Source organism: Billgrantia ethanolica (genome assembly GCF_021404305.1).
Lineage (GTDB): Bacteria > Pseudomonadota > Gammaproteobacteria > Pseudomonadales > Halomonadaceae > Halomonas > Halomonas ethanolica.
On sequence record NZ_JABFTX010000004.1, the window covers coordinates 458405 to 484031 of the forward strand.

The 25627-nt window shown below is 67.5% G+C and carries 23 protein-coding genes; 6 read left to right on the forward strand and 17 right to left on the reverse strand.

Features of this window, described 5'->3' with window-relative positions; translation table 11 throughout:
• The first annotated feature begins 32 nt into the window (after nucleotides 1–32).
• From HOP53_RS18705 to HOP53_RS18720, 4 genes are all read left to right on the forward strand, one after another.
• Nucleotides 33–1193, forward strand: a complete 1161-nt coding sequence (locus tag HOP53_RS18705) for an FAD-dependent oxidoreductase (protein ID WP_234271404.1) — start codon at nucleotides 33–35, stop codon at nucleotides 1191–1193.
• A gap of 200 nt (nucleotides 1194–1393) precedes the next feature.
• Entirely contained in the window at nucleotides 1394–1672 is a 279-nt protein-coding gene (locus tag HOP53_RS18710) for an HU family DNA-binding protein (RefSeq protein WP_010625919.1), read from the forward strand.
• A 78-nt stretch (nucleotides 1673–1750) separates the two neighbouring features.
• Nucleotides 1751–2107 (forward strand): hypothetical protein, encoded by a 357-nt coding sequence (locus HOP53_RS18715; protein WP_234271405.1) that lies wholly within the window; start codon nucleotides 1751–1753, stop codon nucleotides 2105–2107.
• Between the two features lie 38 nt (nucleotides 2108–2145).
• Complete coding sequence (locus HOP53_RS18720) at nucleotides 2146–3075, forward strand: LysR family transcriptional regulator (RefSeq protein WP_234271406.1); 930 nt, start codon at nucleotides 2146–2148, stop codon at nucleotides 3073–3075.
• Here the strand turns inward: HOP53_RS18720 and HOP53_RS18725 are convergent.
• From HOP53_RS18725 to HOP53_RS18745, 5 genes are all read right to left on the reverse strand, one after another.
• Nucleotides 3072–4622 carry an aldehyde dehydrogenase family protein gene (locus tag HOP53_RS18725; protein ID WP_234271407.1) on the reverse strand — a complete coding sequence of 517 codons (1551 nt, stop codon included), beginning with the start codon at nucleotides 4620–4622 and terminating at the stop codon, nucleotides 3072–3074. The two genes, HOP53_RS18720 and HOP53_RS18725, sit on opposite strands and share 4 nt — an antisense overlap.
• Nucleotides 4619–5500 (reverse strand): NAD(P)-dependent oxidoreductase, encoded by an 882-nt coding sequence (locus HOP53_RS18730; protein WP_234271408.1) that lies wholly within the window; start codon nucleotides 5498–5500, stop codon nucleotides 4619–4621. The genes HOP53_RS18725 and HOP53_RS18730 overlap by 4 nt, the downstream gene beginning before the upstream one ends.
• A 99-nt stretch (nucleotides 5501–5599) precedes the next feature.
• Complete coding sequence (locus tag HOP53_RS18735; RefSeq protein ID WP_234271409.1) at nucleotides 5600–6760, reverse strand: M20 aminoacylase family protein; 1161 nt, start codon at nucleotides 6758–6760, stop codon at nucleotides 5600–5602.
• Between the two features lie 10 nt (nucleotides 6761–6770).
• The gene (locus HOP53_RS18740; protein ID WP_234271410.1) at nucleotides 6771–7271 is read right to left on the reverse strand and encodes a hypothetical protein; all 501 of its coding nucleotides are present in this window, start codon (nucleotides 7269–7271) and stop codon (nucleotides 6771–6773) included.
• Nucleotides 7258–8079 carry a DUF3100 domain-containing protein gene (locus HOP53_RS18745; protein ID WP_234271411.1) on the reverse strand — a complete coding sequence of 274 codons (822 nt, stop codon included), beginning with the start codon at nucleotides 8077–8079 and terminating at the stop codon, nucleotides 7258–7260. Before HOP53_RS18745 ends, HOP53_RS18740 begins: the two co-directional genes overlap by 14 nt.
• 204 nt (nucleotides 8080–8283) lie before the next feature.
• On the opposite strand from HOP53_RS18745, the gene yccS reads away from it, so the two are divergent.
• Nucleotides 8284–10503, forward strand: coding sequence for a YccS family putative transporter (gene yccS, locus HOP53_RS18750; protein WP_234271412.1), 2220 nt, complete (start codon nucleotides 8284–8286; stop codon nucleotides 10501–10503).
• A gap of 150 nt (nucleotides 10504–10653) precedes the next feature.
• Here the strand turns inward: yccS and recG are convergent, their stop codons facing one another.
• Together recG and HOP53_RS18760 are read right to left on the reverse strand one after the other, a co-directional pair.
• Nucleotides 10654–12855 carry an ATP-dependent DNA helicase RecG gene (gene recG, locus HOP53_RS18755; protein ID WP_338073311.1) on the reverse strand — a complete coding sequence of 734 codons (2202 nt, stop codon included), beginning with the start codon at nucleotides 12853–12855 and terminating at the stop codon, nucleotides 10654–10656.
• Complete coding sequence (locus tag HOP53_RS18760) at nucleotides 12744–13664, reverse strand: hydrogen peroxide-inducible genes activator (RefSeq protein ID WP_086509061.1); 921 nt, start codon at nucleotides 13662–13664, stop codon at nucleotides 12744–12746. The genes recG and HOP53_RS18760 overlap by 112 nt, the downstream gene beginning before the upstream one ends.
• A gap of 77 nt (nucleotides 13665–13741) precedes the next feature.
• On the opposite strand from HOP53_RS18760, the gene HOP53_RS18765 reads away from it, so the two are divergent.
• Complete coding sequence (locus HOP53_RS18765; RefSeq protein WP_234271413.1) at nucleotides 13742–14614, forward strand: NAD(P)H-binding protein; 873 nt, start codon at nucleotides 13742–13744, stop codon at nucleotides 14612–14614.
• A 120-nt stretch (nucleotides 14615–14734) separates the two neighbouring features.
• Here HOP53_RS18765 and HOP53_RS18770 read toward each other — a convergent pair whose 3' ends face one another.
• The 10 genes from HOP53_RS18770 to HOP53_RS18815 form a co-directional block, all read right to left on the reverse strand.
• Nucleotides 14735–15241: an acyloxyacyl hydrolase gene (locus HOP53_RS18770; RefSeq protein WP_234271414.1), complete on the reverse strand. Its 507-nt coding sequence runs from the start codon at nucleotides 15239–15241 to the stop codon at nucleotides 14735–14737.
• A 67-nt stretch (nucleotides 15242–15308) separates the two neighbouring features.
• Nucleotides 15309–15821, reverse strand: coding sequence for an RNA 2',3'-cyclic phosphodiesterase (gene thpR, locus HOP53_RS18775; RefSeq protein WP_234271415.1), 513 nt, complete (start codon nucleotides 15819–15821; stop codon nucleotides 15309–15311).
• Nucleotides 15822–15827: 6 nt separating this feature from the next.
• Entirely contained in the window at nucleotides 15828–16217 is a 390-nt protein-coding gene (locus tag HOP53_RS18780) for a RidA family protein (protein ID WP_234271416.1), read from the reverse strand.
• 90 nt (nucleotides 16218–16307) lie between these two features.
• On the reverse strand, nucleotides 16308–18443 hold the full coding sequence (locus HOP53_RS18785) for a RelA/SpoT family protein (protein ID WP_234239905.1): 2136 nt from the start codon (nucleotides 18441–18443) through the stop codon (nucleotides 16308–16310).
• A gap of 22 nt (nucleotides 18444–18465) precedes the next feature.
• The gene (gene rpoZ, locus HOP53_RS18790; protein WP_010625900.1) at nucleotides 18466–18726 is read right to left on the reverse strand and encodes a DNA-directed RNA polymerase subunit omega; all 261 of its coding nucleotides are present in this window, start codon (nucleotides 18724–18726) and stop codon (nucleotides 18466–18468) included.
• Between the two features lie 153 nt (nucleotides 18727–18879).
• Complete coding sequence (gene gmk, locus HOP53_RS18795; protein ID WP_234271417.1) at nucleotides 18880–19494, reverse strand: guanylate kinase; 615 nt, start codon at nucleotides 19492–19494, stop codon at nucleotides 18880–18882.
• Nucleotides 19495–19632: 138 nt separating this feature from the next.
• Nucleotides 19633–20544, reverse strand: a complete 912-nt coding sequence (glsB, locus tag HOP53_RS18800; RefSeq protein ID WP_234271418.1) for a glutaminase B — start codon at nucleotides 20542–20544, stop codon at nucleotides 19633–19635.
• A gap of 98 nt (nucleotides 20545–20642) precedes the next feature.
• The gene (locus HOP53_RS18805) at nucleotides 20643–22121 is read right to left on the reverse strand and encodes an alanine/glycine:cation symporter family protein (RefSeq protein WP_234271419.1); all 1479 of its coding nucleotides are present in this window, start codon (nucleotides 22119–22121) and stop codon (nucleotides 20643–20645) included.
• A 328-nt stretch (nucleotides 22122–22449) separates the two neighbouring features.
• Entirely contained in the window at nucleotides 22450–23883 is a 1434-nt protein-coding gene (locus tag HOP53_RS18810; RefSeq protein WP_234271420.1) for a sigma-54-dependent transcriptional regulator, read from the reverse strand.
• Entirely contained in the window at nucleotides 23880–25616 is a 1737-nt protein-coding gene (locus HOP53_RS18815) for a transporter substrate-binding domain-containing protein (RefSeq protein ID WP_234271421.1), read from the reverse strand. Before HOP53_RS18815 ends, HOP53_RS18810 begins: the two co-directional genes overlap by 4 nt.
• Between the last annotated feature and the right edge of the window lie 11 nt (nucleotides 25617–25627).

Sequence of the window (25627 nt, forward strand, 5' to 3'; positions counted from 1 at the left end):
GAGCCGGCGGCTCCGTGCGAGACAAGGACCCCATGACCGCTCCTCTGACCATCATCGGTTCCGGCATGGCAGGCATTGGCCTGCTCAAGCAACTGCGCACTCTGGATACCGAACGCCCCGTGACGCTGATCACCGCCGACAGCGGCGATGACTACTCCAAGCCGCTGCTCTCCACCGGCTTCGCCAAGCGCCTGCCGCCCGAGCGGCTGGCCGCGCGCTCCGCGCTGGAGGTGGCCGACCAGTTGGGCGCGGTGTTGCGCACACACACCCGCGTCGATGCCATCGATCTCGACGCCCGCACCCTGTGCATCGGCGAGGAGCGTCTGGCCTGGAGTGAGCTGGTGCTGGCCACCGGTGCGGCGCCCGGTACGCCTTTCGCCATCCCCGAGGGGATCGCGGAGCGGGTGTTCAGCATCAACGACCTGGACGACTACCGGAGCTTTCATGCCGCCCTCGAGGCGCTGGGCCGGTCGGCCAGGGTGGCCATCGTGGGTGCCGGCCTGGTGGGCTGCGAGTTCGCCAACGACCTGGTGGCGGGTGGACATGCGGTGAGTCTGGTCGCCCCCGAGCGAGCGCCTCTGCCGCGCCTGCTGCCGGAGCCTCTGGGCAAGGCGCTGGGCGAGGCCTTTGCCGAGGCCGGTATGAGGCTCTACCTGGGGCACGGCCTGCAGCGGCTGGCAGAGAGCGGCAGCGACGTGGGGCTCGTGCTCGACGACGGCAGCGTGCTGGAGGCCGATCTGGTGCTCCTGGCCACCGGCCTGCGGCCGCGCATCGAACTGGCCCAGGCGGCCGGTCTGCAGGCCGGGCCGGCGGGTATCCAGGTCGACCGCTACTTGCAGAGCTCGGCTGCCGGTGCCTTCGCGCTCGGCGACGTGGCCTGCGTGGACGGGGTCAATGCCATGTACGTGCAGCCGCTGCAGGCCAGCGCCAAGGTACTGGCGCGTACGCTTGCCGGCACGCCCACCCCGGTGAGCTATGGCGCCTGGCCGGTACTGGTGAAGACCCCCCTGCTGCCGGTGGTAGCCCTGCCACCGCTGCAGGCACCGGTACGCTGGCGGGTGGAAGGCGAAGGACGCGATCTGGTCGCCCTTGCCGAAGATCAAGACGAACGTTTGATCGGCTTTGCGTTGACAGGAGGCTGCGTGAAGCGGAAAGTTGAGCTGGCGCGGGCAACGCCGCCGTTGCTAGGCTAGTGTCGTCATCGCTCCGGCCGGCTTCGCTGCTCGGTGCAACCGATGATCGCTGCGCTTGACGCTTCATGAGCAGGGGAAGAACCCAGACAAAGGGGGCCGGGCTCTCCCGGGGAAAGTGGCAGGTATCATCAACTTGACTCGATCGTGCATAACAACATACCGGCATGTTGCCGGGATATAGCCAATATCAGGAGGGCTGTATGCGTAAACCAGAACTTGCCGCAGCAATCGCCGAGCGTGCGGAACTATCCAAGGACAAGGCCAGCCAGGTGCTCAACGTCATCCTCGACGAGATCACCGGCAGTGTGGCCCAGGGGCAGGATGTCTCCCTCATCGGTTTCGGTACCTTCACCGTGCGTGAGCGTGCCGCTCGCACCGGCAAGAACCCGCAGACCGGCCAGCCGTTGGCCATCCCGGCCAGCAAGACCGTTGCCTTCAAGCCGGGCAAGGGCCTCAAGGACGCTGTCGGCAAGGGTTGATCCGAGCGCGGATCGCACCCGGCGCGGCCTGCCTGGTCAGGCCGCGGTATCCCACCACCTGCCCGAAACGGATTCGACATGAAGCTGCGTCTGATGCTTTGGCTGCTTGGGTGGATGCTGAAACGCGCGCTGCGTCGCAAGCCGCGTTTTCGCGAGCAGCTCGCCGAGATGCGCAGCCTCGACTGGGGCATCGCCACCGAAGACCTCTCCATTGCCCGTCATTACCGCATGACCCCCCAGGGCATCCAGGTAGGTGCCGGACTGCCGGTGGACCTCGACCTGGAGCTGCGTTTCGACGATGAAGCCACCGCCATTCGCGTGCTGCGCAAGCCGAGCCAGCAGGCCTTTCTCGATGGCATGATGGCCGGCAAGGTGCGTCTGGTGGGCGATTCGGGCGACCTGCAGAAGCTTCAGAAGCTGCTCAAGCACCTCTGAAATCCACCTTGATCCAGCCTCTTTCGGCGTAACACCACGTGGACATACCTCACCAGCGTCTGGTCTATTTCAGAGTCACCCTGGAGTCGGGCTCGGTGCGGCAGGCCGCCGCTCGTCTGGATATCGCACCGTCGGCGGTTAGTCGACAGATCAGCCTGCTGGAAGATGCGCTGGGCGCCACGCTGATCGAGCGCAAGCGCACGGGGATCCGGCCCACGCCGGTGGGCGAGATGCTGCTCGAATACTGCGAGCGCCGCGGCGCCCTGGACGAGAGCTTCATCGCCTCGCTGGAGGCTTACCAGCGGTTGGAGACCGGCACCGTATCGCTGGTGGTGGGGGAAGGTTTCGTCGGCGACCTGGTGGCCAAGCCGCTGCGTGAATTCACCGAGCGATATACCGGTATTCAGATCGATATCAATCTGGCCGGTACCTCGGGCATCATCGAGGCGGTGATCAACGAGCAGGCGCATATCGGCCTGATGTTCCATGAGCGCACGCATCACCAGCTGCGTTTCTGGGTTTCGAGCCCGCAGCCGCTGATGGCCATCCTGCCGCCCGAGCATCCGCTGGCCGAAGAGACCAAGCCCCTGACCCTGGCGCAGCTGAGCGAGGCACCCATGGCGATGTGGGACCCCAGCCATCAGGTGCGCCACATGGTGGATGAGGCGTTCCATCAGTCGCGGCTACGGCCGCGCATGGCCATGAACACCAACTCCATGGCCATTCTTGCCCAGTACGTGCGCAGCGGCATGGGCATCACCCTGCTGCCGGCCTTTGCCGTGGCGGACGACCTGGCCGAGGGGCGTCTGGTGGCACGCCCCGTCGACGACCCGCTGTTCCAGCGCTCCCAGGCACACATGGTGACACGCATCGGTCGCCAGCAGCCCAAGGCCAGCATCCTGCTGCTGCGCCACCTGCAGCGCTGGATGCAGGCCTTCCAGAACGTCGATTCGACCGCTACCCGTTAACCCACGCCGCTGCCGTAACCCATGGCCACGCTGGCTTCGCTGGCGGTCTCCACCCATACGCTCTGCGGCAGGGTGTACTCGCGCAGGCCGTCGAGGCCGCTGGAACGACCGAAGCCGCTGTCGCCGAAGCCGCCGAAGGGCGACATCACGCTGATCGCCTTGTAGCCGTTGATCCACACCGTGCCAGCGCGCAGCTGACCGGCCACCCGGTGCGCGCGGGCCGGGTCCTGGGTCCACACCGCGCCGGCCAGGCCGAAGCGGGTGGCGTTGGCCAGGCGTACGGCGTCCGCCTCGTCATCGAAGGGCATCGCCACCAGCACCGGGCCGAACACCTCCTCGCGGGCGATCTCCATCTCCGGGGTGACGTCGACCAGCACCGTGGGCGCCAGGAAGTAGCCCTGTGCCTCCTCGGGCAATCCTGCCGGGCGGCTGCCGCCGACGATCACCCGCGCGCCGGCGGCCACGGCGTCCTCGATCATGCGCGTCACGTGAGCGTACTGGCGGGCGTTCTGCAGCGGCCCCATGCGGGTCGCCTCGTCGCCGGGCAGGCCGACTTCGATCCCGGCCGCGGCACGCGCCAGCCGCTCGGTAACTTCCGCGAAGGCTTCGCGCTGGACCAGCAGTCGCGAGCCGGCCACGCAGCTCTGTCCCGCCGCGGCGAAGATCGCCGCCTGGGCACCGGCCACGGCGGCATCGAGGCTGGCGTCGGCGAAGACGATGTTGGCCGACTTGCCGCCTAGCTCCAGCACGCTCGGAACCAGGCGCCGGGCACCGGCTTCGGCGATCAGGCGCCCGCTCTGGGGCGAGCCGACGAAGACCAGCTTGCTGATGCCTTCGCTACCGGTGAGCGCTGCGCCGGTGCTCGGCCCCAGGCCGTTGACGATGCTGACCAGCCCCTTGGGCAGGCCGCCCTGCTCCAGCAGCCGGGCGATCGTCACCGAGGTGAAGGGGGTGAGCTCCGAAGGCTTGAGCACCACGCCGTTGCCGGCGGCGATGGCCGGGGCGAGCTGCCAGGCACAGGTGAACATCGGCGCGTTCCACGGCGTGATCTGGCCCACCACTCCATAGGGCACGTGGCGTACGTAGTTGAGGTGGCTGGTGGGTACCGGGATCACCTCGCCGTGCTGCTTGTCGCACCAGCCGGCGTAGTACTCGAACATCTCGCGCACCTTGCCGACCTCGCCGCGGCAGTCGCGGATCGGCTTGCCGGCCACCACGCTCTCGAGCTGGGCCAGCGCTTCCTCGTGGCCTTCGAGGCCGCGCACGGCGGCGTTCATGCGCCGGCCGCGCTCGCTGGCGGTGAGCGCCATCCACGCCTGCTGCGCCCGGGTGGCGCTGGCAACGGCGCGCTCGACCAGGGCCGGGCCGGCATCGCGGTAGTCGAGCAGCGCCTCGCCGGTGGCGGGATCGATCAGCGTGATCGTCTCGCCTTCGCCCGGGCAGGGCGCGCCGTCGATCCAGTTGGAGAGCGGTACCTCACCCTGCAGGCCGAAGCCATCGAGCAGCGTCGAGAGACGCTCCTGGGCCTGTCGATGGAGACGGTTCATGATGCGGTCTCCTCGCTGGCGGCAGCCAGCAGCACGCCGGCGATACGGTTGAAGTCGTCGCCATCGGCGGGGTGTTCGGGATCGGCGTGCCACGCCCCGACCACGGCTTGGAGCAGACCCGGCGGCAGGTCGAGGCGCTCGGCAGCGTCGCGGGCCAGGCGCAGGTCCTTGCGCATCAGGCCGGTGGTGAAACCAGAGTCGAAGCGCCCGGAGAGAATCCACTCGGGGAAGTTGACCTCACTCACCGCGCTGCGTCCCGAGCCGCTGTTGAGCCCGGCCAGGCAGGCGCCGGGGTCGACCCCGGCGCGGACGGCCATGGCCACCGCCTCGGCGGTGGTCAGCAGGTGGGCGGCGCAGAGGTAGTTGTTGGCCAACTTGACCACATGGCCGCTGCCCGGCCCGCCGACGTGGGTGTAGCGGGCCGACATCGCCTCGAGCATCGGCGCCAGGCGCTCTATGGTGGCCGTCTCGCCGCCGAGCAGCATGCCGAGCTTGCCCGTCGCCGCCCCTTTGGGGCCGCCGCTGACCGGGGCGTCGAGCCACCCCAGCCCGGCGGCCTCGACCTTGGCGGCCAGCTCCCGGCTGACCACCGGATCCGAGGTCGAGGTATCGACGATGACGCTGCCCTTCGGCGCCAGGCCGAGCAGACCGGGGGAGGTCTCGATCACCTCGCGGACCTGGGCCGAGGTGGGCAGCGACAGCAGGTAGACGTCGCACGGTGGCAGTTGGTCGGGGGCGACTACCGGCAGCCCCTGCTCGGCCAGGCGCTGTCGGGCGCTGTCGAACAGGTCGCTACCGGTGACGTCGAAGCCGGAGGCTTGCAGGGTCAGGGCCATGTTACCGCCCATCTGGCCGAGGCCGATAACGCAGATTCTCATGGTCGTTCCTCAAGAAGATGCAGAATGTCGTGTCTGGCAGGCGCGTCGATCCGGACCGCAGCAGCGCTGCGGCCATGGAAGACGTGTCGAAAGGCGCCGTCAGCCGTCGAGCAGGGTCTTGACCAGCGCCTGCCAGTACGCCACGCCGAGCGGGGCGATGGCGTCGTTGAAGTCGTAGTGTGGGTTGTGCAGGGCAGCGCTCCATACGCCATTGCCGAGCCAGATATAGGCGCCGGGACAGGCCTCGAGCATGAAGGCGAAGTCCTCCGAGGCCATGCTCGGCGGCAGGTCGCGATGCACGCGGCTGACGCCCGGCAGCGTCTCGAGCACCTCGGCACAGCGCGCCGCATGCTCGGGTGCGTTGATCGTGGCGGGGTAGCGCGACTGATAGTCGAGCTCGACCCTGAGGTCGTGAAAGCTGGCCAGCGCCTCGACGGCCTGACGAAAGCGTCGCTCCAGGTAGGCGCGCAGCTCACCATCGAAGCAGCGCAGGGTGCCGCGCAGCTCCACCGTCTCCGGGATCACGTTGAAGGCGTCGCCGGCGTGGAACTGGGTGATGCTGAGCACCGCGCTCTGATGGGGCGGTGTCTCGCGGCTGACGAGCCCCTGCAGCTGGCTGACCAGCTGACAGGCGGCCAGGATGGTGTCGCTGCCCAGGTGGGGCATGGCGGCATGGCAGCCGTGCCCGCTGAGCCGCAGGGTGAAGACGTCGAAGGCGGCCATCACCGCGCCGTCGTGCACCGCCGCCTCGCCCACGGCGAGCCCGGGCCAGTTGTGCAGGCCGTAGACGGCGTCCATGGGAAAGCGCTCGAAGAGCCCCTCCTCGACCATCACGCGACCGCCGCCCTCGCTCTCCTCCGCCGGCTGGAAGATGAAGTACACCCGCCCGGCGAAGTCGGGGTCGGCGGCCAGCGCGTAGGCCGCCCCCAGCAGCATGGTGGTATGCCCGTCGTGGCCGCAGGCGTGCATCTTGCCCGGTATGGTGGAAGCGTGGGAAAAGTCGTTGGCCTCCTCGACGTCGAGCGCATCGATGTCGGCCCGCAGGCCGATGGCGCGCCCGGGGCCGCGCCTGCCGTCGAGAATCGCCACCACCCCGGTGCCGCCGCCCAGGCCGGTGACGACCTCGAGCCCGGCCTGGCGCAGCAGCTCGGCAACGCGGGCGCCGGTGCGATGCTCCTCGAAGGCGGTCTCCGGGTGGCGGTGGAAGTCGTGGCGCCAGGCCGCGAGGCGGTCCGGCGTCGGCAGCAGGCTGTCGTCCATGAGCGGCTCCTCAGATAACCAGATGGGCAATGAACGCCGAAGCGACGAAGGTGCCGGTGAAGACCAGCAGCGAGACGATCACCAGTTTCCAGCCGGTCTGGCGGAACATGGTGAACTCGCGCCCGGTCAGCGCCAGGCCGGCATAGGCCAGCACCGGGGTCACCACGGCGAGGAAGTTCACGTGGGCGAGCTGGCCGACGATCCAGCCGCTGCCGGGAAAGAAGGGCAGCGTCATGACGATGCTGATCAGCGAGACCCAGGCCACGCTGGGCAGGTAGAACGGCGCGAAGCGGCCGATGAGCAGGCCGATCATGACCATGACGTAGAGCAGCACCATGCCGGGCAGCGCCTGGTGCAGCGGGGCGCCATGCACGATGTTGGCGATCCAGGCGGCGACGCACACCACGGCCAGCAGCAGGGCGGTTTTGCCGAGCTGCTGCTCGGGGCGCAGCTCCTGGAGGGCGGACGCGTCGAAACCGGTATTGGGTGCAGTGGTATCAGAGGGTTTCATTGCGAGCCTCCTTGAGCTTGGCGCCGCCGAGGCGCTTGTAGAGCCACTCGGCCGTGGGCAGGGCGATGAACAGGGAAACGTAGAGACCGGTGGCGTAGGTCAACAGGTTGCTGGCGCCGGAGAAGGCCAGTAGCTCGTCGCGCAGATGTGGAGCGGCTTCGGCCAGGGCACCCGAGCAGGCGGCCACCATGCTGCCGCTGCCTACGCCGCAGGCCATGGCCAGGGCACGAATGTCGAGGATATCCAGCGAGGCGAGATAGCCGGCCATGAGCGCGAAGTAGAGGGTACCGAACATGGTGCCCACCACATAGACGCCCATGATGCCGATGCCCTCGGGGCTTCTCAGGCCGTACTTGTCCGAGATGATGGCGATGTTGGGCTCGCGGGCGATGGAGTAGGTGGCGCCGATGGCCTCGCGGCCCATGCGCAGCACCAGCACGGCGAAGGGCAGCGCCAGCAGCATGGTGCCGAGATTGCCCAGCTCCTGCAGGATCAGTGCCGGCCCGGCGGCGATGATCTGTTCGATGGCTGGCCCGATGGTGGAGCCGAACTTGGCGATGAAGGGCAGGATCGAGATCATGATCAGCGGTCCGGCGGCATTGCTTACCGGCTTGGGAATGATCCGCTGCATGCCCGAGAACAGGTGCGGATTGAGCAGTACGCCGATGATGAAGGCGTAGAACAGCGGCAGCAGCAGCAGCGTGCCGGGGCCGAGAGGAATACGCAGAATGCCGATCCACTCGGCGAGCAGGGACGCCAGTATCACCGTCAGGTGCAGGCGCCAGTTGAGCAGCAGCTTCATGTCCATTGGGTTGTCCTTGTCGTGTTATGGGACCCCTCCGAGTATCGAAAGGTGGGTGTTCCAATGATAGGCTGCCGGTGTTCTGCTTTTTGTTACGCGCGTACCAGTGCTGCTGGGGCGGGCTGCTGTGTGCCTAAGGAAGGTTTGGCTTTATACGAAAGTCTAGCGTCGAGTAACATGATGATGGCCATTCCACCATAAGCCGAACACATGCCGACCACCCTCTCCCTGTCGCTGCGGCGTCTGTGGACGCTGGACAAGTTCGCCTACAGCCTGCGGGTCTTTCTCGCGTTCAGCGGGGCGCTGCTGCTCAGTTGGGCCTTGGCCGACATCGGGCTGGTGATCCCGCTGTTCCTCGGCATCATCGCCAGCGCCCTGTCGGAGACCGACGACAGCTGGCAGGGCCGTCTGCAGGCGCTGGTGGTCACGCTGATCTGCTTCGCTACCGCCTCGCTCATCGTGCGCTGGCTGTTTCCCTGGCCGTGGCTGTTCGCGCTGGGGCTGGGGCTCGCGACCTTAGTGCTGGTGATGCTGGGCGCCGTGGGGCAGCGCTACGCCACCATCGCGTCGGGCACGCTGATCCTGTCGATCTACACCATGATCAACATCGAGCACCACGGCGGCGTGCCCCAGGCGGGCGACTGGAGTCAGATGCTGCTGATTCTCTCCGGGGCGGCCTGGTACGGGGCGATCTCGGTGGTGTGGTGCGCGCTGTTCTCGCGTCAGCCGGTCAAGCAGAGCATGGCCAGGCTCTACCGTGAGCTGGCCCGTTACCTGATCCTCAAGGCCAAGCTGTTCGAGCCGCTGCGCGGTGTCGACGTCGAGGCGCGTCGTCTGGCCCTGGCGCGACAGAACGGCCGGGTGGTGGAGGCGCTGAACCTGGCCAAGGAGACGATCTTCCGTCGCCTCGAGGGGCAGCGCGGCGAGGGCAAGCTCAACCGCTACCTGCGCATCTACTTCATCGCCCAGGACATCCACGAACGGGCCAGCTCCTCGCACTACCCCTACGCGCGGCTGACCGAGGCCTTCTTCCATTACGACGTGCTGTTTCGCTGCCAGCGCCTGCTCGACCAGCAGGGTCGGGCGTGCCGGCGGCTGGCCAAGGCGCTGCTGCTCAATCAGCCTTTCGAGCACGATCAGAGCGAGCAGGCGCTGGCCGATCTGCGCGCCTCCATCGATCATCTCAAAGGCATGCGCAACCCCGCGTGGCGCGAGCTAATGCCGCCGCTCAACGCCCTGGCCGACAACCTGGCCAGTCTCGAGAGTCAGCTGGTCCTGGCGCACAATCCCGACAGCGACTCGAGCCCCGGCGACACCAGCCTGTTCGACCGTTCGCCCGGCAGCGTGAAGGATGCCTGGGAGCGTATCCGGCTCAATCTGACGGTGGCCTCACCCACCTTCCGCCACGGGCTGCGGCTGGCCGTGGCGCTGCTGGCCGGCTACGGGGTACTGCACCTGATCCATCCGACGCAGGGTTTCTGGATCCTGCTCACCACGCTGTTCGTGTGCCGCCCCAATTTCGCCGCCACCCGACGTTTCCTGTCCCAGCGTATCGTCGGCACCGTGCTGGGCCTGGTGGCGGGCTGGGTCTCGATCACGCTGTTCCCGAGCCCCCTGCTGCAGACCTTGATCGCGGTGGCCGCCGGGGTGACCTTCTTCGCCACGCGGGAGAGGCACTACGTGATCGCCACCGCGGCGATCACGCTGCTGGTGCTGTGCAGCTTCAATCAGGTGGGAGACGGCTTCGACCTGATCTGGCCGCGGCTGTTCGATACGCTGATCGGCGCCACGATCGCCGGCGCCGCGGTGTTCCTGATCCTGCCCGACTGGCAGGGCCGGCGCCTGCATCGCCAGGCTGCCGCGGCGCTACAGGCGAGCCGGCGCTACCTGGAGGAGATCCTGCACCAATACGCCAGCGGCAAGCAGGACGACCTGGCTTACCGCCTGGCGCGGCGCAACGCCCACAATGCCGATGCGGCGCTGTCGACGATGTTGGCCAACATGCTGCAGGAGCCGGAGCACTACCGGCGGCGCGACGCCGACGACGGCTTCCGCTTCCTGGTGCACTCGCATACGCTGCTGGGCTACCTCTCGGCGCTGGGCGCCCATCGCCATCGGCTCGATGCCGAAGAGGCCGACGCGCAGTTGCTGCCGAACGGCGAACGTATTGCCGAGTACCTCGCCGCGCTGGCCGAGCGGCTCGAGCGGCGCCAGCCGTTGGCGGAGCTGGAGGCAGAGCGTGAAGCCCTGCTGACAAGTCTGGAGCAGGAGGTGCGGCCATTGCCGGAAGAGGAGGAGCAGGAGAACCGGCCCATGCATGGTCAGCTACTGCTGGTCGCACGTCAGCTGACGCCCCTGAGCGAAGCCGCCGAGCGGCTGGTGGCGATGCGCGAGCGCCCTGAGCGTGAGGCCCTGAACGCCGCCGGTTAGGGAAATGCTGAACAAATTGGCGAGCGGAGTGAAGCGCAAGGCGCACGGAGCAGAGGAACCGGAGCATATGGGGTATATGTGAGGATTCCGAGCACCGCGCAACGTAGCGATTTGCCCGCGCAGACATTTGTGCAGCGTTTCCTTAGCGGCTCACACCTGGCCGTATCGTCCGGCCTCCTCACCCAGCCAGCGACGAATCAGCGGCCGGCTTGCCTCGGGATGGCGGGCCAGCAGGGCCTCGGCCAGCGGCGCGACCCGTTCGAGCAGGTCGGCGTCGCGCTCCAGGTCGGCGATCTTCATCTGGGCGAGGCCCGTCTGGCGGGTTCCGAGCACCTCGCCGGGGCCGCGCAGCTCCAGGTCCTTCTCGGCGATGCGAAAGCCGTCGGTGGTCTCGCGCATCACCGCCAGGCGCTCCCGCGAGTGGGCCGACAGTGGCCCATGGTAGAGCAGCACGCAGAAGCTCTCGCTGGAGCCGCGGCCGACCCTCCCGCGCAGCTGGTGCAGCTGCGACAGCCCCAGGCGCTCCGGGTTCTCGATGATCATCAGGCTGGCATTGGGCACGTCGACGCCGACTTCTATCACCGTGGTGGCCACCAGCAGGTCGAGTTCGCCGCTCTTGAAGGCATCCATCACTGCCGCCTTCTCGGTCGGCTTCATGCGCCCGTGGACCAGGCCGATGGCCAGCTCCGGCAGCGCCTCGGTGAGTTCGTCGCGGGTCGCCTCGGCGGCCTGACACTGCAGCGCGTCCGACTCCTCGATCAAAGTGCAGACCCAATAGGCCTGGCGCCCCTCGGCGCAGGCGTGACGAATACGCGCCACCACTTCGGGGCGGCGTTCGTCGGGCACCACCACCGTCTTCACCGGGGTGCGCCCGGGGGGCAGTTCGTCGATGATCGAGACGTCGAGGTCGGCGTAGGCGCTCATCGCCAGGGTGCGCGGAATCGGCGTGGCGGTCATCACCAGCTGGTGCGGCGTCAGCCCGCCGGCCTCGCCCTTCTCGCGCAGCGCCAGGCGCTGGTGCACGCCGAAGCGGTGCTGCTCGTCGACGATGGCCAGGCCCAGGCGCTGGAAGTGCACGTCGCCTTGGAACAGCGCGTGGGTACCCACCACCATCTGCGCGCGGCCGTCGAGGATGGCGGCCTTGGTGTCGAGTCGCGTCTTGCCCTTGAGCTTGCCAGCCAGCCACGCCACCTCGATGCCGAGCGGCGTGAACCACGCCTTGAGGGTGCGGTAGTGCTGTTCGGCCAGGATCTCGGTGGGCGCCATCATGGCCGCCTGGCAGTCGCCGGCAATCGCCGCCAGCGCCGCCATGGCGGCCACTACTGTCTTGCCCGAACCGACGTCGCCCTGCACCAGCCGCAGCATGGGCACCTCGCGGGCCAGATCCGCGCCGATCTCGTCGAGCACGCGACGCTGGGCGCCGGTCAGCGAGAAGGGGAGATGGGTCAGAAAGCGCGCCTGCAGGCTGCGCCCGCTGGGCAGCGCCGGGGCGCCATCCTCCTGAATCTTCAGACGCACCTGCTGCAGGCTCAGGCGATGGGCCAGCAGCTCCTCCAGGGCCAGGCGCCGCGTGGCCGGGTGCTTGCCGCTGGAGAGGCGTTCGGGGTCGGCATCGGGTGGCGGCTGATGCAGCATCTGCAGGCAGTGACGCAACTCGGGCAGACCGAAGCGGGTGCGCAAATCTTCGCCGATCCAGTCGGGCAGCGCCTCGGGGGCCTCGTCCAGGCGGGCCAGCGCCTGCTCGATCAGTGAGCGCAGACGCGCCTGATTGAGCCCTTCGGTGGTGGGGTAGATCGGTGTCAGATGATCTTCCACCGGCGGGGCGTCGGCGCTGAGCAGGCGATATTCGGGATGATAGATCTCAAGTCCGGTGGCGCCGGCGCGCGCCTCGCCGAAGCAGCGCACCCGGGTGCCGGGGCGGAACTGTTGCTGCTGCGCCGGTGAGAAGTGGAAGAAGCGCAGGCTGATGATGCCTGAGCCGTCGCGCAGTCGCACCAGCAGGCTGCGGCGGCGGCCTTTCACCACATCGCTGGCCGACACCTCTCCCTCCACCACCGCTTCGTGCCCTGCTCTCAGCGTGCCGATCGGCGTGATGCGGGTACGGTCCTGATAGCGCAGCGGCAGATGAAACAGCAGGTCGGCCACGCTCTCGATGCGCAGGCGGGCCAGCTTGACCGCTACCGCTTCCCCGACGCCCTTCAGGGAGGTGACTGGCGCATCCAGCGCATTGACGTCGGCGCTCATGCGGGCTCGGGGAGCGCCTCGTGACACAGCTGGATGGCGTCGGTCACCGCGTCGATGGCCTTGGGACGCGGAAAGCTGGCGCGCCAGGCGATCGCCACGGTGCGCGATGGCGCCGGCGACTTGAACGGCCGGCTGGTGAGCAGCCCGCTTTCGTAGTGGCCGGTGCCGATGGCCGAGCGCGGCAGCACGGTGATGCCCAGCTTCGAGGCGACCATGTGACGGATCGTCTCCAGCGAGCCGCCTTCGGCGGTCAGGGTGTTGCTGGGGCTGTTGAGCTGCTGGCTGATGGCGGGGCAGGCCTCGAGAATCTGATCGCGGAAGCAGTGACCTTCGCCCAGCAGCAGCAGACGCTCCTTGAGCAGGTCCTCCTTCTCGATGAACTCGCGCTGGCTCCAGGGGTGATCGGCCGGGATCAGTACCTCGAACTCCTCTTCGTAGAGGGGCTTGGTCACCACGTCGGTTTCGGTGAACGGCAGCGCGATGATGATTGCATCGAGCTCACCGCTGCGCAGCTTGCGCCGCAGGCTGGCGGTGAAGCCCTCCTCGATGTAGAGCGGCATCTGCGGGGCGCTGCGGGTCAGGGCCGGTACCAGGTGCGGGAACAGGTAGGGGCCGATGGTGTAGATGGCACCGATGCGCAGCGGGCTCGCCAGCTGATCCTTGCCGGCATTGGCCAGCTCCTTGATCACGCTGCTCTGCTCCAGGACGCGCTGGGCCTGTTCGACGATCTTCTCGCCCAGCGGCGTGACCTGCACGGTGGACTTGGAGCGCTCGAACAGCGCCACGCCAAGTTCCTCCTCGAGTTTCTTGACCGCCACCGACAGCGTGGGTTGAGAAACGAAGCAGCGCTCGGCCGCTCTGCCGAAGTGACGCTCTTGCGCCAAGGTTACGATGTACCGAAGTTCTGTTAGAGTCATGACTGGTGCCCTGTGGGCATCCTCTCGGACGATAGATGACTTTCAATAGGGACTTTTTATCAGGGGGCGAGAGAAAGGTGAAGAAAACCACACTGATTCTAGGCTGCGGCGACATCGGAATGGTGCTGGGCAGGGAACTGCTGGCGGCAGGGCATCGCGTGATCGGAGCCCGGCGCAGCGTCGCACCGTTGGAGGGTAGCGGTATCGAACCGCTACCGCTCGACCTGAACGACGAAGAGGCCCTGGCCGCGCTGCCCGACGCCGACTACGTGGTCTATATCCTCAGCGCCGATCGCTTCGACGAGGCCGCCTACCGCGCCGCCTATCTCGATGGCCTCAAGGCCGTGCTGCAGGTCTATGAAGGGCGTGACACGGCCCCCAAACGCCTGCTCTTCGTTTCGTCCACCAGTGTCTACGGCCAGAAGGAGGGTGAGCTGGTCGATGAGGAGACCCAGGCCGAATCGGCGGGCTTTGCCGGTGCGCTGATGCGCGAGGCCGAGCAGGCCCTGCGGGCGAGCCCCTTGCCGGGTACCACGGTGCGCTTCTCGGGCATCTATGGGCCGGGCCGCGATCGCCTGATTCGGCAGGTGCTGGAGGGCCGCATTGCGCCGGCAACTCCGCCCATGTACTCCAACCGCATCCATCGCGACGACTGCGCCGGGGTACTGGCCCACCTGATCGGCCTGGACGCGCAAGGCGAGTCGCTGGAGGAGCTCTATCTGGCCAGCGACTGTGCGCCGGAGCCGCTGTACGAGGTCATGGCGTGGCTGGCCGGCCAGCTCAAGGTCGAACCCACCGAGGTGATCCAGGCGCCGCTGCGCAAGCGCTCCAGCAAGCGCTGCGACAATACCCGCCTGCGTGAGACCGGCTACGTGTTCCGCTACCCCAGCTATCGGGAAGGCTATGCTCAGGTCATGAAAGAGGGCGGCTTCCTACCCGAGCCGGTCTGAGTCCGCTCGCCATCGCGGGCGCCCTGCCCGCGTTGGTGTCATGAGAGGTGTCATGAGACAAGCCCTGACTCGTACTGATCCACGCGGCGCTGTGCGGTATCGAGCTGGACTGGTTCTAAACTAGAGCGGCAGGCGATAGCCCATGGCCAGCACTTCGAAGCCCTGATTGGGCGAGCGGATGCCGCCGTTCGAGTAATGGGTCAGGCTCAGGGCGACCTCGCCGGGCCCCAGCGGCCCGCCCAACGCCAGGCGATCCTGGAACTGGAAGGCGCTGCCGAGCTCGCGCGACTCGTGGCGGGATTCGAGGAACAGCGCCACGCCGATGCCGCCTTCGATGAACACGCCGCGCTCTTCACCAAAGGTCCAACGCAGTGCCGGGGTGGCCAGCCACGCCGCGTTGTGGTTGCCCTCGCGGCCCTGCAGCAGCAGCAGGCCGGTGGCCAGACGCAGGCTGAGCGCTGCCGGCAGGAATTCGAGTTCGGGACGCGTATCGATCTCGACACGGGCGGCGGCGGCCGATTCGCTAGTCATGCCGGCGTCGAGATAGAGGTCGGCCAGCCCGGCAGGGCTACCGATCAGGGCCAGGCCGGCCAGCAGTCCGGCGGCGAGGTTCTTCCCGCGCTTCACAGTGTTCCCCTTTTCTTGTGTGCCAATCGGATGTTGGCTGCTCTGGCGTCTCTTCATCCTTGCGGCATCAGCACTGAGATGCGGCCAGAGAGTGGTAGTGCGCGCCCCGCTGATCGACGATCGAGTGAAGCAGCGCCATGCGTTCATAAGACCATGTCAGGTCGACGGCGGGAAGCCCGCTCACCTCGAGCGAGACGGCACGGCGCAGCAGGGTGACGTGGGGCGTGAAGCTGGCGGGACGCTTGCCGAACCCGCGTGCTTCGAGTTCGTCCCACAGCCGGCCCTGCAGCCGTGCCAGACCGTGGTCGGTGTGCCGGCCGCCTACCCAGATGATGCCGAGGCGCCGGAAGCAGCCCCAGCCGTCGAGGCGCCACTCGCCGGGTTCGATGGCCAGGCCCTGGACCCACTCGACGAGCTCGGCGGCCTTGGCCTCCTGCACCTCGCCGAGAAAGGCCAGCGTCAGGTGCAGGCTAGGGTCGGGCATGCGCCTTCCGCCGCAGCGGGCATGAGCGATATCCGCCAGCGCGCCGAGCCGCTCGCGCAGCTCGGGCGGCGGATTCAGTGCCAGGAAGAGCCGCACGGCTCTTTAATCACCAATCACCATCACGGCTTCCGCTTCGAACTGCGCCCCCTTGGGCAGCGCCTTGACGCCCACCGCGGCACGGGCGGGGTAGGGCTTGTCGAAGAACTCCTCCATCACCTTGTTGACCACCGCGAAATTGCCCAGGTCGACCAGGTAGAGGTTGAGCTTGACGATCTCGCCCAGCGAGCCGGCGGCCTCTTCGCACACGGCCTTGAGGTTGATGAAGACCTGGCGGGCCTGGGCTTCGAAGTCGTCGGAGATGAGCTCCATGGTGGCCGGGTCGAGGGGAATCTGACCGGACAGATAGACGGTGTTGCCGGCCTTGATGGCCTGGGAGTAGGGGCCGATGGCGGCGGGGGCCTTATCGGTATTGATCACGGCCTTGTTGCTCATGATGCGCTCCTCTTGGTGTCCATGTACTGCATGGCAAGGGTCAATGAAAAGCCCGTTCGCCGCGCCGGCGGCGAACGGGCCGAAACGGGTTCAATTGCCGACGCGGGTGATCTTGCCGACGTGGGACAGGTTGCGAATGCGTTTGATGATGCGGGCCAGGTGCACGCGGTCGCGTACTGCCAGGGTCAGGTGCACGATGGAGAGCCGGGCGTCGCGCTCCTCGATGCCGATGCGCTCGATGTTGGCGTCGGCGTCGGTGACCAGGCTGGCGAGCTCGGCCACCAGCCCGCGGCGGCTCTCGATCTCGATGCGCAGGGCCACCGGGAAGTCCTCGCTGATCTCCTCGGACCACTCCAGGGCGAACAGCTTGTCCGGGTCGCTCTTCAATTCGTCGAGATTGCGGCACTCGGTGCGGTGCACCACGATGCCCTTGCCCACCGACAGATGGCCCACCACCGGATCGCCGGGCAGCGGGTGGCAGCAGCGGGCGAACTTGATCACCATGCCCTCGCCGCCGCTGATGACGATGGGGCCCTGGGCGGCCAACCCGCGCTCGCCGGCCTCGGCCATGTCGCCGCGCAGCAGATCGACCAGGCGCCGGGCCACCACGTGGGCCACTCGGGTGCCGAGACCGATCGACTCCAGCAGGCTCTCCTCGTCCTTGAGCGACAGCTCCGTCAGCAGCTCAGGCAGTACGCTCTCCGGCAGCTCCTCCAGGCTGGTCTCGAAATCCGCCAGGGCCTTGTTGAGCAGCCGTCGGCCGAGCTGAACCGCCTCGGTCTGCTGCTGATGCTTGAGGGCGTGACGGATCGCCGAGCGCGCCTTGGCGGTGACCACGAAGTTGAGCCAGGCCAGGTTGGGACGCGCCCCCGGGGCGGTGATGATCTCCAGCGTCTGACCGCTCTCCAGGCGGGTCGAGAGCGGCGCCAGGTGGCGGTCGATACGGCAGGCGATGCAGCTGTTGCCGATATCGGTGTGCACGGCGTAGGCGAAGTCGATCACCGTGGCGCCCTGGGGCAGCTCCATGATGTCGCCGCGGGGCGTGAACACGTAGATATCGTCGGGGAACAGGTCGTTCTTGACGTGTTCGATGAACTCCAGCGAGTCGCCGGCGTGGCGCTGCATCTCGAGCAGCCCCTTGACCCACTCCCGGGCTCGGGCGTGGCTGCCCTCGGCAATGGGGTGGTCTGTCTGGCCCGCCTTGTAGAGCCAGTGGGCGGCGATGCCGTTGTTGGCCATGGCCTCCATCTCGCGGGTGCGGATCTGCACCTCGATGGGCATGCCGCCGCTGCCGAACAGGGTGGTGTGCAGGCTCTGGTAGCCATTGGCCTTGGGGATGGCGATGTAATCCTTGAAGCGACCCGGCACCGGCTTGTAGAGGTTGTGCACCACGCCGAGGATCCGGTAGCAGCTGTCGACGTCCTCGGTGATGATGCGAAAGCCGAACACGTCCATGATCTCGGCGAACGGCTTGCGCTGGTCGCGCATCTTCTTGTAGATCGACAGCAGGTGCTTCTGGCGGCCCACCACGGTGCCGGCCAGCCCTTCGTCGTCGAGGCTCTTCTGCAGCGTGCTCTGGATCTGGCGGATCGCCGAACGGCGATGGCCGCGGGCGCTGGAGACGGCGCGCTTGATGCGCTCGGCGCGCATCGGGTGCAGCGCCTGGAACGAGAGGTCCTCGAGCTCCACGCGGATGGTGTTGATACCCAGGCGGCTGGCGATGCGGGCGTAGATCTCCAGCGTCTCGCGGGCGATGCGGCGCTTCTTCTCCGGGCGCAGGGCACCCAGGGTGCGCATGTTGTGCAGGCGGTCGGCGAGCTTGACGATGATGACGCGGATGTCCTTGGACATCGCCAGCACCATCTTCTGGAAGTTCTCGGCCTGGGCGACGGCCTTGTCCTCGAAGGTGATCTGGGTCAGCTTCGAGACGCCGTCGACCAGCTCCGCCACCGGCTTGCCGAACTGCTCGGCGAGAGCCTCCTTGGAAACCCCGGTGTCCTCGATCACGTCGTGCAGCATGGCCGACATCAGGCTCTGATGGTCCATGTGCATGTTGGCGAGGATGTTGGCCACCGCCAGCGGATGGGTGACGTAGGGTTCGCCGGAGCGCCGGCGCTGGCCGTCGTGGGCCTGCTCGGCATAGTAGAAGGCGCGCTTGACCTGCTGGATCTCGTCGGGAGGAAGATAGCCGCCGAGTCTGTCGGCCAGGTCGTCGATGGTGAACATTAGCGCGCCTTGAGTGACAGCCTTACTCCTCGAGAGCGATACCCGGCTCGCCCTCGCGGCGAATCCTCACCGGCGCCTCGATCGGCTCGTCCAGCACGGTATGGTCGACGAGCCCGGCGGCGATCTCGCGCAGCGCCATCACGGTGGGCTTGTCGTTCTCCCAGGGCAGCTGGGCATCGCGCGAGCCGCGCGACAGCTGGCGAGCGCGCTGGGTGGAGATCATCACCAGCTTGAAGCGGTTTTCGACGTTTTCCAGACAATCTTCGACGGTGACACGCGCCATATTAGGGTACTTCCCGGAAACTGTGGTGGGCCCACGGCAGCGGCCGAAGGACCGAAATGGAACAGGACAGACTAGATTACTCGACGTTCGGCTACCCTGACAAGCGTCTGCGGGCCAGGACAGGCGCTCCGCGGATAGGACAGGCGGCTGTCGCTAGGACAACAGCGCATCCAGCAGCGGGCCGTGACTCTCCTTCACCCGTGCCAGGCTCAGGCGCCGGCTGATCACCAGCGACTGCAGCTCGCGCAGGGCGGTGGTGAAGTCGTCGTTGATCACCAGGTAGTCGTATTCGTCGTAGTGCGACATCTCGCTGACCGCATCGCGCATGCGGCGGGCAATGGTGGCGTGCTCGTCGGTGCCGCGGTTGGCCAGGCGCCGCTCCAGCTCGTCGCGGGAAGGCGGCAGGATGAAGACCGATACCGCATCGGGCATCTGTTCGCGGACCTGGCGGGCGCCCTGCCAGTCGATCTCGAGGATCACGTCCTGGCCGGCCTCGAGCAGGGCTTCCACCGCCGGCCGCGAGGTGCCGTAGAAGTTGTCGAACACCCGGGCGTACTCGAAGAACTCGCCCCGCGCGATCATCGCCTCGAACTCGTCCACCGTCACGAAGTGGTAGTTGACGCCGTCCACCTCGCCACGGCGCTGGCCCCGGGTGGTATGCGACACCGAGACCTGGATGCCGTCGAGGCTCTCGATCAGCTCGCGTACCAGCGTGGTCTTGCCGGCGCCGGAGGGCGCGGAAACGATGAAAAGCGTACCTTGGGACATATCGGGCTCCGGATCGCAAATGCCCCCGTTCGCCGGAAGCGAAGGGGGGCGAGCGCCATGGCTGCGCATTCGAGCGACATAGTATACCTGCCCGGCCAAGGGTGCGTCATGGCCCGTGGCGGTCGCGCGACGGCTGCCTCACCCGTGCGCCGGCGGATCGAGCTCCTCGGCGAACAGCTCCAGGGCGTACTGGGCGGCCACGGAATTGCCGTTGTCGTCGAGGGCCGGCGACCAGGCGCAGACCGTCATCCGTCCCGGCACCACGGCGACGATGCCGCCACCCACGCCGCTCTTCGCCGGCAGCCCGACGCGATAGGCGAAATCCCCCGCCGCGTCGTACATGCCGCAGGTCGCCATGATCGCATTGATGCGGCGCGTCAGTCCCGGCGAGACGAAGCGCTCGCCCATGGCGCGGGCCTCGCCGTCGGCCGCCAGGAAGTTCATGGCCACGGCCAGGTCGGTGCAGCTCATGGCCAGCGCACAGCAGGAGAAGTAGGTGCGCAGCACCTCGTCGACGTCGTTGTCCAGGTTGCCGAAGGCCTTCATCAGGTAGGCCATGGCGGCATTGCGCGAGCGGTGCTGCCACTCGGAGTCCAGCACCTCGTCGTCGATCAGGATCCTGGCGTTGCCCGCCAGCCGCCGGGCCACGTCCTGCAGGTGCTTGTCCGGGGTGGCAAAGGCGCTGACCAGGCGATCCGTGACCACGATGGCGCCGGCATTGATGAAGGGGTTGCGCGGCTTGCCTCGCTCGGCCTCGAGCTGGGCCAGCGAATTGAAGGACATGCCCGACGGATTGAGCCCGACCCTCTGCCACAGCGCTTCGCCGTGCACGCGCAGGGCGAGGGTGAGCAGCAGCACCTTGGCGATGCTCTGGATCGAGAAGGGCGTCTCGGCGTCCCCGGCGGCATACAGCGTGCCGTCGTTGGTGCACACGGCGATGCCGAGCCGTTCCGGGTCCTGCTCGGCCAGCGCCGGGATGTAGCTGGCAACCCGGCCGCTGCCGAGCCGGGAGCGGGCCCGGGCATGGATGCTCTCCAGCCAGGCCTGCATGTCTGCCCTTTCCGGCAGGGTTCGCACGCTCTGAGCCCCAACGGCCGGCCCCGAAGCATCGGGGCCGGCCGCAGGCCGTGACAGGGGGTGTCGCACCGCTACTTCGCCGGCTGGCCGGCGGTCGGTGCCGCTGCGCCGTAACGCTTGAGGCGCTCGATGTCCTCGGGCTCGATCTCCCAGGCGGCGGGATCGATGTCGAGGTCGGCGAACTTCTGGGCATCGAACACGGGGTGGCGAATGCCGGCGCGGATCTGCTCGTCGAAGTCGCGCATCAGGCGCAGCCCAGGCTTGAACAGCATGAGCAGGGCGATGAGGTTGGCCAGCGCCAGGAAGCCCATGGTCACGTCGGCGAAGGCGAACACCGTGCCCAGGTCGGTCAGCGCGCCCCAGGCGCAAAGCGCGACGATCGCGATGCGGAACAGGTTGAACAGCGTGACGTTGCCATCGCTGAAGTAGTTGAGGCTGTTCTCGCCCAGGTAGTAGTTGTAGAGAATGGTGCTGAAGCCGAACAGCAGCAGCGCCACGCTGACGAAGCTGCGGCCCCATTCGCCCACGTGGTCGGCCAGCGAGACCTGGGTCAGCGCCACGCCGCCGATATCGGCACCGCTGGCCGGGTCGTAGGCGCCGCTGAGCAGGATGATGAAGGCGGTGGCCGAGCAGATGATCAGGGTGTCGATGAACACCGAGAAGGCCTGCACGACCCCCTGGTTCGCCGGGTGCGGCACATAGGCCACCGCGGCGACGTTGGGCGCGCTGCCCAGGCCCGCCTCGTTGGAGAACAGACCGCGCTTGACCCCCATCATGATGGCGGCGCCGATACCGCCACCCACTGCCGGCTCCAGGCCGAAGGCGCTGTTGACGATCAGCAGGAAGACCTCGGGGATGCGCGGCAGGTTCATGCCCAGTACCACGAAGGCGATCAGCAGGTAGCCCACCGCCATGACCGGCACCAGCACCTCGGTCACCCGAGCGATGCGCTTGATGCCGCCGAAGATGATCAGGCCGACCACCGCGGCCATGCCGATCCCGGTATAGAGCACCGGAATGCCGAAGGCGTCGTCGAAGGAGGTGGCCACGGCATAGGACTGCAGCGCGGTGAAGCCGAAACCGAAGGTGACCAGCAGCAGCACCGAGTAGAGCGCGGCCAGCCACTTCCAGCGGCTACCGAGGCCGCGGGCAATGTAGTAGGCCGGTCCGCCGCGGTAGGTGCCGTCCGGCTGGGCCGTCTTGTAGGCCTGGGCCAGGGTGCACTCGAGGAAGCTGGTGGCCATGCCCATCAGGCCGACCAGCCACATCCAGAAGATCGCCCCGGGGCCGCCGAGGGTGATGGCCACCGCCACGCCGGCGATGTTGCCGCCGCCGACGCGGCCGGCAATGGAGAGCAGCAGCGCCTGGAAGGAGCTCAGGTGGCCGTGCTTGTCACGCTTGAACGCCTGGCTGGCGCCGAGGATGCGGAACATGCGGGCGAAATAGCGAAACTGGACGAAGCGCGAGCCCAGGGTGAAGCCGACGCCGACGGCGATCAGCAGGGCGATGAGCACCTTGCCCCACAGCAGATCGTTGATCAGATCGAGCATCAGGCGTTCCTCCGCTCGGGCGCGACGAGGGGCAGCACGGAACGGGGAGTGGCGGTGGGTATCGTTATTCTTGGCATGGAACTGGAACCTCTTGCGGATGTTTTTCGACTGGGCCCACCGTAAGCGGGCCGGTTGTCATCGCAAGTTCCATGCCATCCCGCTGCTTTCCTGCAACCTATTGATTCAGCGAGAAAAAATTCAAGGGGTGAGGCTCTGCGCCATCGTCAGCGCTATAACCCAGGTTCTAGAGGGGCTAAGCGATAAAGCTAACTGATTGAACTGGAAGGACAAAAAAGAGTTATAACTCAAGTTATCGTTATAACCCAGGTTATGACCCTTCCGTGCGGCGCTTCTTCAGCCGCTTGCTCAAGGCAGGCTGCGAGATGCCCAGCCAGCGCGAGGCGATCGACTGATTGCCTTCGGCGCGGCGCAGCGCCTCCTCCACCAGCGCCTCGGCGACCGCTTCCAGGGTGGGCAGCGGCTCGTCGGCAGCGAACATGGGCCCTGGGCTGGGCTGGTGCGTGGGAACCACCGCTCCCGGCTGGCCGATGGCACGCTTGAACGACTCCATGGAGAGCGTGTGGCTGCGGTGCAGGCTCATGGCGTCATAGACCATGGCGCGCAGCTCGCGCACGTTGCCGGGAAAGGCGTACTCGCCGAGCAGGATCTCCAGCTCGGGGGGATGGCTCGGCTTGCGCTTGCCGAGCTCCTCGGCCGCTTCGGTCAGGAAGTGGTCCAGCAGCAGAGGAATGTCCTGCTTGCGCTGGCGCAGCGGCGGAATGTGTACCTGATGCGTGCGCAGGCGATAGTAGAGGTCCTTGCGGAAGGCGCCCGTGCGCTGCTTCTCGGCCAGGTCGTGGTGGGTCGCCACCAGCACCCGGGCCTGCAGCCGCTTGGGCCGGTCGCTGCCCAGCGGGTAGTACTCGCCCTCCTGGAGCAGGCGCAACAGCTTCACCTGGGAGGCCGGGCTGAGATCGCCGATCTCGTCGAGTAGCAGGGTGCCGCCCGCGGCCTGCTCGATCATGCCGGCCCGCGGCTGGTCGGCGCCGGTGAAGGCCCCACGCTGGTGACCGAACAGCGTGTCGGCGAAGACGTTGTCGTCGAGGCCGGCCACGTTGACGCACACCAGCGGCCCGCTGCAGCCGCTAAGGGCATGGGCGGCCCGGGCGATCAGTTCCTTGCCCACGCCGCTCTCGCCGGTGATCAGGATGGGCTGACGGGTCAGCGCCACCGACTCCAGATACTGGAAGACCGCGCGCATCGCCTTGTCGGCGGTGACGATATGGGCGAAGGCCTCGGGCCGCTCCAGGGTGTCGCAGAGCACGCGCCGACGCAGCGCCTGGTTCTCCTGGCTCAGTTCCTGCAGGCGAATGGCGCGGCGGATGCCTTCGATGAGCCGGCTCTCCTCGTCGGTCTTGACGAAGTAGTCGAAGGCCCCGAGCTTGATGCAGTTGACCGCGGTTTCCACCTGATTGAGGCCGCTGATGACGATCACGCCGATGTCGGGATACTCCTCGACGATGCGTGCCAGCAGCTCCTCGCCCGACAGGTGGGGCATGGTCAGGTCCAGGGTTACCAGGCCGATGTTCTCCCGCGCCAGGATGTCCATGACCTCGCGGCTGTCCTGGCAGCGGTGAATGTGGTTGATGCCCCCGCTGCGCTCCAGGGCGATGCTCAGGCTGCGCAGGAAGGAGGGTTCGTCGTCGACCAGCAGCACGCCGAATGCGGGGTAGAGGGGCGGTGTGGTCAGGGGCGTGCTCATGGTGCGTCTGTCTCCTGCTCACGGGTCTGGGGCGTGCTGGTCGATGTCGCATCGGCCGGCCTGGTTGGCAGCGACAGCACGGCCCGGGTACCGTGGCCGGGCCGGGAGTCAAAGGTCAGGCCGCCCTGATGCTCGCTGACGATACTGGCGGAGACGGAGAGGCCCAGCCCGGTGCCGCCGCACTCGCGGCGGGTGGTGAAGAAGGGGTCCGTCAGCCGGTGCATGTCCTCGGGGGCGATGCCGCACCCCTCGTCGCACACCTCCACCAGCACCCGGCCCTCGCTGCGCTCGTGACGCGTCGTCAGGCGGATGCCCTGGGCAGGGTTCTCCAGCGCCTGACAGGCGTTCAGCACCAGGTTGATCACCACCTGCTCGATGCGCTGAGCGTTGCCGACCAGCGGCGGCAGGTCGTCGGCATAGTGGGCCTCGAAGCGGCCGGTCGCCTTGCGGATCGAATTGTCCACCAGGCGCACGGCGGTGGCCACCACCTCGTTGAGATCGAAGAGCTCGGCCTGAGCGCTGCCGCCCTGGCGGGCGAAATCCTTGAGGTCGCCGACGATGCGCTTGATGCGCCGGGTGCCCTCCTGCATGTCGTCGATCATGCCGGGGATCTCCTCGCGCATGCGCGAATAGGGCAGCCCGCCGAACGGGAAGTCGCCGTGGCGGCGGTAGTGCGCTTCGAGGATCGGCTCGGCGTCGGCCCAGGCGTCGCGCAGCACCGGCAGGTTCAGCAGCAGCAGGCTGCTGGGGTTGTTGATCTCGTGGGCCACCCCCGAGACCAGCACGCCGAGCGACGCCATCTTGTCGGCCTGGATCAACTGCTGCTGGTGCAGCTGCAGCTCCTCGGTGCGCGCCGCCACCTCACGCTTGAGCAGGCGGTTCCAGATCACGATGACACCCAGGATCAGCAGCAGCAGCGCCGAGAGCGCCGCGCCGACCTGGCCGACCCGGTGCCAGGGGAAGCCCTCGCCGCCCTCCAATGGCCCCAGCCAGCGGTCGTAGATCGCCTGGTGGCGGCCGGTGTTCTTGAGGATGGCCAGCCCCTCGCTGAACTTGGCCAGCAGGTTGGCGTCGCCCTGGCGCACCGCGTAGCCGTAGCGCAGCGAAAAGGGCCGCGCCACCGGCACCAGGTTGGTCAGGCCCAGCTCGCGGCTGAGGTAGAGCGCCGGCAGGTTGGCAACCAGGGCGTAGTCGTGCTGGCCGGCGGCCAGCGCCCGCAGCGCATCGGCGTGGGTGTCCACGGGGATCACCACGGCGCCGATGTCATGTTCGATCAGGTAGTCGTGCATGATGTCGCCGCGCTGGACCAGCACCTCCTTGCCGCGCAGCTCCTCGACCTCGACCACCGGGTCGCCGCGGCGGGCGAAGATCGACTGGTGGACGATGGCGTGGGGCGGGGCGAAATCGAACTGTTCGGTGCGCGCCTCGGAGAACGACATGCCCTGGAGAATGTCGATCTCCCCCTGCTCCAGCCCCCGACGCACCTCGCTCCACGGCTTGAGCTCGATGTGCACCTCGATGCCCATCACCTCGGCGATGGCCTGGGTCAGCTCCACGTTGTAGCCGGCCGGCTCGCCGTCGTCGTCGAGAAACTCGTAGGGCGGGTGGTAGTGATCGCCACCGACGACGATGACGTCTCTGGCCCCCTCGGGCCCCTCGACCACAGTCTGTCCCCAGCCCGGCAGGGGCACCGCGAGGCAGACGGCCAGTGCCAGCCGTCGTAGCCACCCCATGACGCGGGATG